The sequence below is a fragment of the Vibrio atlanticus genome (genome assembly GCF_024347315.1).
In the GTDB taxonomy this organism is placed as follows: Bacteria; Pseudomonadota; Gammaproteobacteria; order Enterobacterales; family Vibrionaceae; genus Vibrio; species Vibrio atlanticus.
In genome coordinates this window covers 155,139-168,900 of the sequence record NZ_AP025461.1, presented here as the reverse complement: position 1 = coordinate 168,900, position 13,762 = coordinate 155,139, and the positions used below count along the sequence as shown (strand labels likewise).

At 46.0% G+C, this 13,762-nt stretch carries 12 protein-coding genes; 5 read left to right on the top strand and 7 right to left on the bottom strand.

The window, feature by feature from the left end; all coding sequences use genetic code 11:
• The first annotated feature begins 94 nt into the window (after nucleotides 1-94).
• Complete coding sequence (manA, locus tag OCV30_RS16475) at nucleotides 95-1,300, top strand: mannose-6-phosphate isomerase, class I (protein WP_065679378.1); 1,206 nt, start codon at nucleotides 95-97, stop codon at nucleotides 1,298-1,300.
• An 11-nt stretch (nucleotides 1,301-1,311) separates the two neighbouring features.
• On the opposite strand, the gene OCV30_RS16470 is transcribed toward manA, so the two are convergent.
• The 4 genes from OCV30_RS16470 to OCV30_RS16455 all read right to left on the bottom strand — a co-directional run bounded on the left by OCV30_RS16470 (nucleotide 1,312) and on the right by OCV30_RS16455 (nucleotide 5,092).
• On the bottom strand, nucleotides 1,312-1,821 hold the full coding sequence (locus OCV30_RS16470) for a GNAT family N-acetyltransferase (protein ID WP_083994609.1): 510 nt from the start codon (nucleotides 1,819-1,821) through the stop codon (nucleotides 1,312-1,314).
• Nucleotides 1,822-1,917: 96 nt separating this feature from the next.
• Entirely contained in the window at nucleotides 1,918-2,175 is a 258-nt protein-coding gene (locus tag OCV30_RS16465; protein ID WP_009846137.1) for an HP1242/YdcH family protein, read from the bottom strand.
• A 467-nt stretch (nucleotides 2,176-2,642) separates the two neighbouring features.
• Nucleotides 2,643-3,632: an oxygen-dependent tRNA uridine(34) hydroxylase TrhO gene (gene trhO / locus OCV30_RS16460; RefSeq protein ID WP_065679380.1), complete on the bottom strand. Its 990-nt coding sequence runs from the start codon at nucleotides 3,630-3,632 to the stop codon at nucleotides 2,643-2,645.
• A gap of 311 nt (nucleotides 3,633-3,943) precedes the next feature.
• Nucleotides 3,944-5,092, bottom strand: a complete 1,149-nt coding sequence (locus tag OCV30_RS16455; RefSeq protein ID WP_065679381.1) for an aminotransferase-like domain-containing protein — start codon at nucleotides 5,090-5,092, stop codon at nucleotides 3,944-3,946.
• A gap of 115 nt (nucleotides 5,093-5,207) precedes the next feature.
• Here OCV30_RS16455 and OCV30_RS16450 point away from each other — a divergent pair, with 115 nt between their 5' ends.
• Together OCV30_RS16450 and OCV30_RS16445 are read left to right on the top strand one after the other, a co-directional pair.
• Entirely contained in the window at nucleotides 5,208-6,077 is an 870-nt protein-coding gene (locus OCV30_RS16450) for an AraC family transcriptional regulator (RefSeq protein ID WP_065679382.1), read from the top strand.
• 24 nt (nucleotides 6,078-6,101) lie between these two features.
• The gene (locus OCV30_RS16445; protein WP_012601190.1) at nucleotides 6,102-6,344 is read left to right on the top strand and encodes a hypothetical protein; all 243 of its coding nucleotides are present in this window, start codon (nucleotides 6,102-6,104) and stop codon (nucleotides 6,342-6,344) included.
• Nucleotides 6,345-6,483: 139 nt separating this feature from the next.
• On the opposite strand, the gene OCV30_RS16440 is transcribed toward OCV30_RS16445, so the two are convergent.
• From OCV30_RS16440 to OCV30_RS16430, 3 genes are all read right to left on the bottom strand, one after another.
• Nucleotides 6,484-9,339, bottom strand: coding sequence for an FAD-binding and (Fe-S)-binding domain-containing protein (locus OCV30_RS16440; RefSeq protein ID WP_065679383.1), 2,856 nt, complete (start codon nucleotides 9,337-9,339; stop codon nucleotides 6,484-6,486).
• A 162-nt stretch (nucleotides 9,340-9,501) separates the two neighbouring features.
• Nucleotides 9,502-10,641 carry an FMN-dependent L-lactate dehydrogenase LldD gene (lldD, locus tag OCV30_RS16435; protein WP_017083007.1) on the bottom strand — a complete coding sequence of 380 codons (1,140 nt, stop codon included), beginning with the start codon at nucleotides 10,639-10,641 and terminating at the stop codon, nucleotides 9,502-9,504.
• A gap of 248 nt (nucleotides 10,642-10,889) precedes the next feature.
• The gene (locus OCV30_RS16430; protein ID WP_065679384.1) at nucleotides 10,890-12,596 is read right to left on the bottom strand and encodes an L-lactate permease; all 1,707 of its coding nucleotides are present in this window, start codon (nucleotides 12,594-12,596) and stop codon (nucleotides 10,890-10,892) included.
• A gap of 84 nt (nucleotides 12,597-12,680) precedes the next feature.
• On the opposite strand from OCV30_RS16430, the gene OCV30_RS16425 reads away from it, so the two are divergent.
• Entirely contained in the window at nucleotides 12,681-12,809 is a 129-nt protein-coding gene (locus OCV30_RS16425) for a hypothetical protein (RefSeq protein ID WP_261879047.1), read from the top strand.
• A gap of 34 nt (nucleotides 12,810-12,843) precedes the next feature.
• Entirely contained in the window at nucleotides 12,844-13,761 is a 918-nt protein-coding gene (locus OCV30_RS16420; RefSeq protein WP_009846145.1) for a LysR family transcriptional regulator, read from the top strand.
• Nucleotide 13,762: the final 1 nt, after the last annotated feature.

Here is a 13,762-nt window from a genome sequence, read left to right as displayed (position 1 = left end):
GGTTCTAGCTGCTCTCTGTAGTCTTTCTAATTATTTACGTTATTAGAAACCAGCTCTCTGAATAGTGTTCAAAGGGCTCACTACGGAAAACGCCATGTCATTCAGCCACTTCTCAGAACACTCATTTTTCCCAATGGAAAACACCATCCAAAATTATGCATGGGGGAGCATTTCTTCGATACGTGAACTGTTTGGCTTTAAGAATGAGTCACAAGAACCGCAAGCGGAAGTTTGGATGGGAGCGCATCCGAAAGGTTGTTCAATGGTTAAGCTTGACCAACATTTGGTGCCTCTCTCTGAGTTGATTAACAAGAATAAACCGGCCTATCTATCAAATGATATTGCGCAGGAGTTCGGTGAACTGCCGTTCTTGTTTAAGATCTTGGCGGCAGAAAAAGCGCTGTCTGTTCAGGTCCATCCAAACAAGCACCAAGCTGAAATTGGCTTTGCGAGAGAAGAGCAAGCAAGCATTCCTTTGACCGCAGGGCACCGTAATTACAAAGACTCGAACCATAAACCAGAATTGGTTTACGCGATCACTGAATATCAAGCGATGAATGGCTTTCGAGAATTCGATGAAATATTAAGTCTGTTCAGAAAGTTGGATTCGAGCGAGCTGGCTAGTTTGGTTGAAGAGTTTGGTAACAATCTTGATTCTCTAGGCTTAGAAGCGCTTTTCCGCGATCTGCTAACGCTGAATGACCAACGTAAACACCGAGCATTAGAGCAACTTCTGAATTACGCAGCGTCTCATCAAGACCAAGCAGAGTTTACTTTGGTTACTGAGCTTAGCCATCAGTACCCGAACGATATCGGTTTGTTTTGTGTTCTGCTGCTTAACTTGATCACATTGAAGCCGGGTGAAGCGATGTATTTGAATGCGAACACTCCGCACGCTTACATTAAGGGAACTGGGCTCGAGATCATGGCAAATTCAGACAACGTGCTACGAGCAGGTTTAACGCCAAAACACATTGATGTCGCTGAATTAGTCGCCTGCACAAAATTCACGCCAATTCCGTTCGAAGGCTTGTTGTTAGAGCCATCAAAACTGGGTAAATGTGATTGTTATGATATCCCGGTCAGTGACTTCAATTTCAATATCTTTCATCGTCCTCATCAAGAAGAAGTTATCACAAGTGGCGCTGAAATTTTAATGGCAATAGATGATGACCTAGTGCTAATGAGTCAGAAAGGCGAGCACTTAACCCTCACCAAAGGGCAATCGGTATTTATCCCAGCTTATATTGGCCATTACGAATTGAGCAGCAAAGGGCGAGTGGCGAGAGCGTTTAATTAGCGAAGTCGCTTCTAGTTTAAATAGAGAGTCATCCCCACGAAATTAGTATCACTATCATCAACAATTTGGTAGTCAAGCGCCTGATAAAAACTGATGGCGCGGGTGTTACTTCTAAAGCTCGACAGAGTGACTTGGTTTCGTTGCTCTTGATGGGCTTTTTCGTGGATGCGTGACATGACTTTTTTACCAATAGACTGATCTTGGTATTGATGGGAAATGATCAGAAGGTGAACATGGTATGCGTTGTCATAAGGCTTAAAACACACAAGTCCAACCCTTTGTTTTCCTAGGTATACCCAATGAAACCAAGAGGGATTGTACTCGTTTAAAAGTCGTTGACGTTGGAAGTCGTCATCCCATCCGAAAACGCTATCAACGTGTATGAAAAGCCCTTGCTTAACACACGCAAACAGTTCTTCGAATTCGAGATTTGAAACGAGCTGGAATTGTATGTTCTCTTCTTCTATTGTCACTCTGCTCACTTCCTTATCAAACGCTTTCGAATAAGCAAACAGTAACATAATTGAAGAAGCCGAATTAGCTTAGATTTGCGCTGTTATGAAACCAAAAAGCCATGCGTAGTGCATGGCTTAGAATAAAGTATTGGATTGATTTTTCTATACGATCTTAAGCGCGTGATGGCGCGTGAGCTGTTTGTGTAGCGAGTCTTTTAGCTCCATGCGTTCTACTTTGAGGTTGTGCATGCTGTCGTCATCGATAGGGCTGCCAGAGATTTCTAGCTGACGGATGTCGTAGTCGAGTTGGTGGTATTTCTGCATGTCTGCTTTGAATTTTTCGTCGTCGTGGTTGAGCTGAACAATGTCTAATTTAAGATCTGGGAAATCTAAGATAAAGGCATGGTTTTCATTGAGCATTGGCACTTCCTCTCTAGTCGGATTTTTAGGGCGTGTTGATCTTTCGAGCTTGTTTTTGCGGCGAATTGCTGGGTATTTCTACAAGGCAGAGGCTTTGATGTGTAGCTAGCCTACATGAGAGGCCGATAACGTAGTAGAAATAACCAGCAAACGCTGCCCGAAGGGTTCGGCTAAAAGCGTTTTACTCTTTGTTAAGGGAGATTTGCTTAGAATGACTAGGCTACTTCTCCCTCGCCGCGATTAAAACGCTTTTATCTCGAACAAAATCCAACCGCGGAAGGTCAACACGCCCTGACAGTATAGAAGTAATTTTTCGAAAGAAATGTGGTTCAAAACACAAAGCCGTAAAGCGATCAAAAAAGGGCACAAACTCGAGGAATCATCTTCGAACTTGCGCCCTTTTGTATGTATATAGCTAACTATTTATAGTTATATGTTTAGAATCCTAAGAGTTTAAAGCAGAGCGTTTACTTCGCTTTCTTGCCAGAACGTTGCTGCTCTTTGTGTGCAAGCTTCTCTTTCTTACGTTGATCGATAAGGTGAGCAGCATCGCCGCCTACGTGGGTTTCGCCACGAGCATTCGACAATTGAACTTGCTTTTCACGTTCGCGGAAACGCGCTTTCTGCTCATCGCTGTGTTTATCAACACACTTAGGGCAGCTTACGCCTTTCTCAAAGTGCTCAGACGCTTTGTCTTCGTCTGTGATTGGCAGGCGACAAGCGTTACACACGTCGTAGCCGCTCTTCTCTAGCTGGTGGTTAACTGCAACACGACCATCAAATACGTAGCAGTCGCCTTCCCACATGCTCTCTTCTTCTGGTACTTCTTCTAGGTACTTAAGAATGCCGCCTTCAAGGTGGTAAACCTCATCAAAGCCTTGCTCTTTCATGTAGGCTGTTGATTTTTCGCAACGAATACCGCCAGTACAGAACATCGCGACTTTCTTGTGCTTCTTAGGATCAAGATTTTCTTCAACGTACTGAGGGAATTCACGGAAGGTTTCTGTGTTTGGGTTTACAGCATTTTTGAATGTGCCGATGTCCACTTCGTAGTCGTTACGGGTATCAACCAGAATTACATCAGGATCAGAAATCAGAGCGTTCCACTCGTTTGGTTTCACGTAAGTGCCGACAACGTGGCGTGGGTCGATACCCTCAACGCCCATGGTTACGATCTCTTTCTTGAGCTTAACCTTGGTGCGGTTGAATGGTTGTTCTTCGTTGAACGACTCCTTGTAAACAACATCTGCCAAACGAGAATCTTGTTTGAACCATTTAAGAAGAGCGTCGATAGATTCGCGCTTACCTGCAACGGTGCCGTTGATACCTTCACTCGCAAGTAGCAAAGTACCGCGGATTTGGTTAGCTTCTAACACGTCAGTGAGTGGCTGGCGAATTTCTTGGTAATCATCAAGTGCTACGAATTTATACAAAGCACATACAACATATTGAGACATGGTTTTTCCTTTCTGCGAGCTGGAACGTAAATCCAGAGCGTTGCCTTTTATGATACAAGCTGAGTTTCATTCACTCAGGTTTGCCCATATTGGCTTATTAAAATCCGCCGCAGTATAACCAAGCCAATGTAGGACAAAAACCAACCAAAAGTAGGGCTATTTATCATTTCAGCTTGTGTGGTTTATGGGCTAGGAAGTTCAATGAAACTGTTTTATCAGGTTCGAATTACAACAGCGTATTCCCAAACCAAAAGGCCCTGCTGTAAAAACAGCAGGGCCTTGGTATTGAATCTGTCTGACTTAATCAGCGATTACGCTTGGTTAAGTACTTCCGCTAAGCGTTTTACCGCTTCTGTTAATTCTTCTGGGTTGGCGTTGGTGAAGTTTAAGCGCAGTGCAGCTTTAGCTTCATCGGCCTTTGGATAAAATACTGGGCTTGGTACAACTGCCACACCATTCGATAATAGAGTTTTAGCCAATTCGAAGGTGTCGCACTCTGGGATTTCAACCCAAATGAACATTCCGCCATCAACGGCTTTTAATACACAGTCAGCAGGCAGCTGTTTTTCTAGCTCTGAAAACAACATTTCATAACGAGACTTGTACAGTGTGCGAATGTTTTCCATATGTACGTTGAAGTCTTCATGTTTTAGAAGACCAACAAGCAGCGCTTGCATCGGTACACTTGAGTGTAAGTCCGCGCCTTGCTTCACTTTGATTAGTGGCTCAAGGTAGCTGCGTTTACCTGTTACCGCGCCAATACGTAGACCTGGCGATGCAATCTTAGAGAATGAACGAAGAACGATAGAGTTATCAGGGCAGAACGAAGAAACCATTGGCAGCTCTGTGCCTGTAAAGCGTAGCTCTCGGTATGGTGCATCTTCAATGAATGCCACGTTGTATTTGATACACAGTTCAGCCACTTTTTGACGAGTTTCTGTTGCCCAGCACACACCTGTTGGGTTGTGAAAATCAGGCACGGCGTAGAACATTTTCGGTGATTGCTCTGCAAAGCACGTTTCTAGTTCGTCTAGATTTGGGCCAAATTCTGTTTGAGACACAGTCACAATGTTCGCTTGAACTAGACCAAACACTTGCATCGCACCCAAGTAGCTTGGCGCTTCCATCACAACCACATCATTCGGATCAACATACGCTCGTGCAATCAAATCCAAACCTTGCTGAGAACCGGTACAGATCATTGCTGTGTGAGTCTCTGGCAATTGGTAGCTTTGCGTAAGGTGATCAAGCAGCGGGCCGTAACCGGCAGTTGAGCCGTATTGGAAAACTTCAGGCATGTTCGCTAGGTTTTCTAGCGTTGGCTTCATTAAATCGATAGGGAATGTTTTCTCGTCCGGTAAACCACCGGCCAATGAGATGACATTTGGATCGCTTGCGGCTGCGAGGATCTCTCGAATGTATGAAGATTGAATCTGTTGTAATGACTGTGCGATTTCCATGTGTTGTGTCTCGTCGTTTTTCGTTTTTATTCTATCGCTTGATATTACACGGCAATTGTAAAAACAAGCGTGTCCGTTTATGCTCATAAACATGTCCATTTATGCTATTTAAAAAATGTCACGACAACACATATCCCGAATCAATGATGTTCTGTTCCATATTCATCAAGACATCAGTCAGCCTTTGTCGGCAAAAGCGCTCTCCGAGATTGCGGCTTATTCAGAACAACACTTCCACCGCACCTTTAAAAGTGTGGTTGGGGAGTCGCTACATCAGTACATTCGACGCACTCGAATGGAGTATGCGGCCAATCAATTGATGTTCGATACCACGTCGTCAGTCGTAGAGATTGCCAGTAAATGTGGCTTTAGTTCGGTGTCTTCATTTAGCCGAGCATTCAAAGCGACCTTTAACATGTCACCGGGAGAATGGCGTAAACACGACTTACAGATAGCAGAAAAACCCTATTTGAAAGATCCCGAAGTAGCGGCGGGTTATTTGAACGTGGCGCAGCGAGTGTTACCCGAACCGAAGATCGTTGAAACACCGGAGCGCATGGCGGCTTATGTTCGACATACGGGCTATAACCGCTCTATTCGCAACGCGTGGCTGATATTGAAAGCGTGGGCGAACTCAGAACAGCGCGACTTTTCGAGCCAATTTGGTTTGCATCACTCAAACCCTGCTTGGGTTGAAATGGACCAGTGCCGCTATGTGGCGTGTATCGCGATTGATGAGCCGATTAAGTATCGCAGTGTCGTGAACCAGATGGTGATTCCGGGTGGTTTACATGCGGTATTTAGACTGAATGGCCGCTATGGTGAGCTGCTACCACAGATCAGTATGGTATTAGAAAAATGGTTACCGGCCTCTGGTTTCAAACAACGCTCGACTCCTGCGTATGTGCATTATCATCGGAACCATTTTCTCAATAGTGATGAAGTGTTTGAGCTTGATTTCTATCTGCCTGTGAGTTTTTATTAGTAACCCCATTTTTGAGGAAAAATTATGTATCTCGTTTTGTATTGTCACAATATCGGTATGACCGATTTTTCATTCTTTGAAACAGAAGATTTTGACAAAGAAGAGGGCTATATCGTGCGAGGTAAATGGCCGAATGAGAAAGCGTTTCGTGATTACTTAACCAAAGAGTTTGGTGACATGAGCGAATTTCAAGTGATCGACTTAATCGCCAAAGGTGCAGAAGCAGAACACTACTCGCCAGAAGAGTTGATGCGCTTAGCTTTGTAATATCTAGCTTAATAACGGTTAGCTCATCAACATCCAGTTAAGTAGCATCTTTCGAACAAACGAATAAAGAAATGGCAGCCTGACTGGGCTGCCATTTTTGTTTTAAGTGAGAGCAAATTGCTCTGTACTAAGAGTGAAGCTATTGCGCTACTTCGTCCACCAAGTACAAGATTGACTGATACGGAATGCCACTGTGATGTGACAAACCGATCTCACAGGTTCGGCTGTTACTGAATCCACGAGTACAGTTGCTCGGCACTTGTTCCTTAAGTGGGTGTACCGCCGCTTCATTCAGCTCTGGAGTGGTAAAACCTTTATCACCCGCCCAACCACAGCATTGAATATGCTCAGGAACAATCACCTCTTCGGTACAGGCTTTAGCAAGGCTCAACATCGCGCCTTCTAAGCCCATTCGACGAGAGCTACAAGTCACATGCAACATCACGGTTTCTTGCAGTGGCTCAAGTGTCAGATGTTCAAGCAAGTATTGGTTCACAAACCCTGTCGGCTCTAGCACTTCTAATGGCTTGGTGAACTGCTCAATACTGCGTTTAGCACATGGGCTGGTATCCATTAATACTGGGTATTCACCCTGACGACTGGCTTGCCACAACACTTCTTCGAGCTGTTGCGCTTTAGATTGGGCTAAATCGGTCATCCCTTTGCTGTCGTAAGGCATGCCACAACATTGGTCGTCTAGCTTCTTCGGAAGAATAACCTCAAATCCTGCTTTGTTAAGCAAAGACATGGTCACTTCAGTTAGGGGACGTTGGTCGCCCGCATCACTCTGTTGTCCCATGGTGCGACTCGCACACGAAGGCAGGTAAACCACCTTCTTATGATTGCTTGAGGATTCTGCCGTCACTGGTGATGAGACTAGCGAGTGACTATTGGATTGCGGCATCTCAGGCATCCAAATTGGTGTTGCGCCTTTGGTCATCGAACGCAAGCCGTTGGTTAGCTTGCCGACTGTATTTTCGCCTAATATTTTGCTCGCCACTTGGTTGGTTTTGAGGCCAACCTTGGTCAACTTAGTGGTGGTCGAGAAATGATCTGCTGTCCACTTAGCGATTGGCGTAAATTTCTCATACTTGGCGATACGAAGCTTCTTAATCAAGTCGCCAGTGTTGATTCCCACTGGACAACGCTCGGCACACAGGCCTGTCGCAGCGCAGGTATCAATGCCTTGGTATTCAAAGGTCTTCTCTAGTTCGCTAGCTTCTATTTCTTCACCTGCAGCACGGCGGCGTTGTAACTCGCGGTACAGCACGATACGTTGGCGAGGCGATAGGGTTAAGGTACGAGACGGACAAACAGGCTCACAGAAGCCGCATTCAATACAGCGGTCGATAAGGTCATCGGCAGCAGGCATTGGCTTCAAATTGGTGATGTGTGAATTTGGATTGTCGTTGATAATAACGCCGGGGTTGAGCAGTCTTTCTGGATCGAACAACGCCTTGATTTGTTGCATCAAAGCATAACCATCTTTACCCCATTCCAACTCGACGTAAGGTGCCATGTTACGACCCGTGCCGTGTTCTGCTTTCAATGAACCTTGGTATTTCACCGCGACCAGTTCGGCAACGTCATCCATGAAACCGCCGTAGCGATCGATCTCTTCTTGGCTGTCGAAGCCTTGAGTAAACACAAAGTGCAGGTTGCCTTCGAGGGCGTGACCAAAAATGATCGCTTCGCTGTAGTCGTATTTATCGAACAGCTCTTGCAGTTCTCGAATGCCGTTAGCGAGGTTTTCAACGGGGAAAGCCACGTCTTCAATGATAACGGTAGTACCAACTTCACGAACCGCGCCAACCGCTGGGAACATACCTTTGCGAATGCCCCACAGAGTCGCGACTGTCTTTGGATCGGAAGTGAAAGGCACTGATTCAACAATCGTATATTCCGATAACGCATCCAAAATTGATTTACATTGTAAATCTAAGTCCTGCTGGGAGCTGGCGTGTGACTCAACTAAAATCGCCGCTGCTTCTAAATCTAAGCTCGGCATAAACGCAGGCATACCCGGTTTATCCGCGACTGAACACAGTGCTCTGCCATCCATCAATTCCACCGCAGCAACTGGTGTTTTGGATAGCGTAGTAACGGCTTTACTGGCTTGTTCGATGTCGGCAAACACCAACAGAGCCGAAGCTTTGTTCGGGTGTTCGATAACCGTGTTGTAGGTAATCTCAGCGATGAAGCCTAGTGTGCCTTCTGAGCCAATCATCAAGTGTTTGATGATCTCAATTGGATCGTGGTAATCAACCAAAGCATTCAGAGCGTAGCCAGTGGTGTTTTTGAGGCGGTATTTGTGGCGGATTCTGTCTGCAAGTTCTTGGTTTGAAGCTGTCTGTTGATGTAACTCAACAATGCCTTCAAACAGTGCTTTGTGTGATTGCTTGAATGCCTCAACACTTGCGTTATCAGCCGTATCAAGCAGGGAGCCATCACTCAATACGATTTTCATGCTCTCAACGGTGCGATACGAGTTTTGCGCAGTACCACAACACATGCCGCTGGCATTGTTCGCCGCAATACCACCGATTTTACAGGTATTGATAGAGGCTGGATCTGGGCCGATTTTACGTTGGAAAGGGGCAAGGTATTTGTTGGCATCAGCACCAATCACGCCCGGTTGAAGGATGATCTGATTACCGTTATCTACGATTTCGTGGCCACGCCAGTCGTCGGTCAGTGTGATGAGTACCGAGTCTGAAACCGCTTGTCCTGAAAGGCTAGTGCCTGCGGCGCGAAAGGTAAAATGAATACCGAGTTCGCGACAGCTTTGAATGGTGAATATCACTTCGTCTAAGTTCTTGAGCCTTAGAACCATTTTCGGCACCAAGCGATAAAAACTCGCATCGGTGCCGTAAGCCAATCGCTTTGCCTCTTGAGTGACAATGCGTTCTGTTTCTATTTTTTGAGCCAGTATCGCTTCAAGCTGCTGATAAGCTTGTGCGTCTATTACTCGCTCATGGGATGTGGTTGTCTCCATCTTTGCTTCCTTGTGCTTCTTATTTGGCACTGATTTGTTTTTATTTTATTTTCCAGTGCTTAAACGGTGTCACAACGGCAGTGGAATTGCTGTGACACCGATTGAACTTCAGTCTAAGTAGACCAAAGCATTAGTCCGAATCCGAACTTAAGTCGTTGAGGTTTAATCTAGCCCCACCAGAGAATCACGAGTTAAGTCTTTGATTGTCTTCGCGCCTGTTAATGTCATGGCAACGCGCATCTCTTTATCGTAAAGATCGAGCAGGTTCTCAACACCTGCTTGTCCCTGCGCTGCTAACGCGTAGACGAAAGAGCGACCAAGCAAGGTGCAGTCTGCGCCCATCGCCATCATGCGAACCACATCTAAGCCAGTACGAATGCCAGAGTCGACCAGAATCTTGGTGTCGCCTTTTACCGCATCTGCAATTGCAGGCAGTGCTTTAGCACTCGATAGAACACCATCCAGCTGACGGCCGCCGTGGTTTGAAACTACGATACCGTCTGCACCAAATCTCACGGCGTCTTTTGCGTCTTCTTCATCAAGAATGCCTTTGATGACCATCGGGCCATCCCAGAAATCACGGATCCACTCTAGGTCTTTCCATGAAATCGACGGGTCGAAGTTGTCACCCAACCAACCGATGTAGTCTTCCAGTTTGGTTGGAGAACCTCGGTAAGTAGAGATATTGCCAAGATCGTGTGGTTTACCCAATAGACCAACATCAACGGCCCAACTAGGATGACGCATAGATTGAAATACACGACGAATTGCTGCATTTGGACCACTCATTCCTGAGTGCATGTCACGGTAGCGAGCACCGGGTACAGGCATATCTACAGTAAATACAAGCGTTGTTACGCCAGCCGCTTTTGCACGTTCCAATACGTTCTTCATGAAGCCACGATCTTTTAGCACGTAAAGTTGGAACCACATTGGGCGCTCAATCTTAGGTGCGACTTCTTCGATCGGGCATACCGATACGGTCGACATCGTAAAAGGGATGCCTTTGTTGTCGGCGGCTTTTGCAGCTTGGACTTCGCCACGTCGTGCGTACATGCCTGTTAGGCCAACCGGAGCTAATGCAATCGGCATGGCCAGCTTTTCGCCGAACAATTCGGTTTCCAAATTTAGGTCCGACATGTCATTGAGGACACGCTGCTTGAGCGCGATCTCTGCAAGATCGGCGGTGTTGCGGCGTAGGGTATGTTCTCCGTAAGAACCGCCGTCAATGTAGTGGAAAAGAAACGGTGGTAATTTCGCTTTTGCTGCGGCGCGGTAATCAGTCGATGCGGATATGATCATAATTTCAGTCCTAAATTCTTGGGATGTTGCCCTTCTATGAGAGCTTGGCTTGGGCTGCTTTAATTCTTGAAAGTCAGTGTTCGTTTGTTCTCTAACGGTGAAACAGAGAAGCAATAAAATGGCGTTAATACCCGAGGGTGTTGATGTGTTCTAGTATCCATTCCGAAACTCATCAACTGTCTTATTAGACGGTGTTGCAGTCGGGGAATTGAGTATTAACGCCAAGTGCTTTTGTAACGACTTATGGTTTACATAAGTGCGTCTGTCATTTTGAAGCCGTAGATAACCACTAGGCCGATGATTCCTGTCATCACCAAGTAGTAGAACGTTGGGATGATAGTCTTACGTAGTGTTGCGCCTTCGCGTCCTAGCAAGCCTACGGTCGCCGATGCGGCTACCACGTTGTGAATTGCAATCATGTTACCTGCTGCAGCACCAACGGCTTGCAGAGCAACAACCACAGCACTAGAGATAGACAGAGTTTGTGCTACTTCGAATTGGAACTGGCTGAACATCATGTTTGAAACGGTGTTCGAACCTGCAATGAAGGCACCTAACGCACCAACCGTGGCACTTAACGCTGGGAATGCGCCGCCGACTAGGTCAGCTGCAAAGTTGGCAGTGGTTACTGGCATACTTGCTAAATCAGCACCGTTCACGCCAGAGTTAATGAAGATACGAACCATTGGGATGGTGAACACCAACACAAAGCCTGCGCCAATCAGAGTCTTGCTCGACTCACCAAAAGCTTTAGCCAGTGGTGTTGCGCTGCGTGATTGCATTAGAACAGCAACCAGTGCGACGAAGACCAAGATACCGCCAGGTAGATACAGAGGCTGAATCGCTGTGCTTACGCCTGTCTCGCCAAGGATGTTGCTGAAAGAAAGGCTAACGCTCTTAAGCAGGCCTTTGAACTCAGGGCTCACACGGCTAGCAACTAGAGTGACAGCGAGCAGCACGTAAGGTGCCCATGCCATCGCCATGCTCATTTTCTTATGACCTTGCGTACTGTTTGAATGAGTGTCATCTAGATCGATTTTCAAAGAACCTAGCCATTCTGCTGGCCACTTATCTTCGCTTTCGAAATCCCATTTTGATTTAGGTACTAGGAAGCCACGTTTTGCTGCTGTTACAACAATAGCAAGGCCAACCAAACCACCAATCAGTGATGGGAACTCAGCACCGAGGAAAACCCCCGTTAGTGCGTAAGGAATGGTGAAAGCGGCACCTGCGAACAGTGCGAATGGCAGGATATCAAGACCTTCAGTCCAGCTTTTGTTCTTACCGAAGAAGCGAGTCAGCATCATCGCCATCAATACAGGAATCATCACACCAACGCAGGCGTGGATGATTGCAACACTTGATGTGATCTGTTGTAGGTAAGCATCCCATGTTGAACCATTGGCAATCAGGCTTTCACCGATGTTGTGCGTATCCAAACCTTTGTTTACGCCAACAATGATAGGTGTACCAACTGCGCCGAACGATACCGGCGTAGATTGAATCATCATGCCCATCAGTACCGCAGCTAACGCTGGGAAGCCAATTGCAACCAATAATGGAGCGGCGATAGCAGCGGGTGTGCCGAAGCCAGACGCCCCTTCAATGAATGAACCAAAACACCAAGCAATGATGATCGCTTGTACACGACGGTCTGCTGATATGTCAGTAAATCCGTTGCGGATGGTGGTGATAGCTCCGGTGTGTTTCAAAGTGTTTAATAAGAAGATGGCGCCAAACACAATCCAGAGAACCGACACGGTAATGCCGAAGCCTTGGAATACTGAAGCTAACACGCGAGTGCTAGACATATCCCATGCGAATAGGGCGATAGCAACGGTTAATGCAAATGCCACTGGCATCGCTTTTTTTGCAGGCCAGTTAAGGCCTACCAGCAGAATCGCTGCAACAACTATTGGCGAAAAGGCCAATAAAGCTAGTAGAGTTTCACTCATGGGTACTTCCTCGTACTTGTTTTCAAACGTTCATGTTTGAAGTGAATAACACGTCATTAGTTTTGTAGGTGTAATTTGAATCTCATGGATTCAATTGTTGTAATTAGAGTTGCTTTATTTGTAACCGATGTGATTGCAAAAGCTGTTTTTGTAATTGTTTTGTTAATTTGGCGTGAATTTACCCCTTTATTTTTTATTGATATAGGGAAATAATGAAAATAATTAATTCCAAAATTGGCATAATCAAATGCGAGCAGACGATTTGATCCTGTTTTCACAGGTAGTAGAGCTGGGCAGTTTTAGTAAGGTGGCAGAGCAAAATAACCTTACAAATTCGGTAGTTAGTAAGAGAATTGCGCGTTTGGAAGAAGAGATTGGCGTGCAGCTGTTATATCGAACCACGCGTAAATTGACCCTGACCGAGGCGGGTAAGGCAATGTTACACGGAGCCAAAAATGTGAAGCAGGCGGCTCAAGAGGCTATGGACGCAGTTTCAGGCTTTGGTGAAAATGTCAGTGGTCATATCAAAATGTCAGTGCCTACTATCTCCGGAGATTTGATTCTCGCAGACGCTGTTGCCGAGTTTTGTAATATGCACCCAGGTTTAACTGTCGATATGTCTCTTAACAATCGATTTGTTGATTTGGTTGAGGATGGTCTCGACTTGGTCATTCGAACTGGTTACTTGGAAGACTCAAGCTTAATTGCCCGTCATATATTGGATTCACAGTGGGTGGTGTGTGCCTCGCCGTCTTATATCGCTAAGAACGGTAAGCCGATGCAGCCCAAGGATTTGGTTGAGCACAATTGCTTGCAATACGCTTATCAAACGACAGGCGCCAGTGAATGGCAGTTTTTACACAGTAAGGATGGCTGTACCGACAACGATAAATACATCGTGCGCGTCTCTGGCTCTTTCTCTACCGATAACGCGACGGCATTAAGAAAGGCCGCTTTGGGCGGTCATGGTGTGGCGTACGTGCCACGTTGTCTGGTGTATCACGATATTCGAAACGGCCAGCTGGTGGACATCTTCCCTGACTTAGTGGGTAAAAAGCTGGGTATTTATGCGGTGTACCCGTTCACTCGCCAGCCACCGAACAAGATTAAGTTATTGATTGAACACATCAGAACGCGTTATCTGACGATTTCACATTATTTTTAAT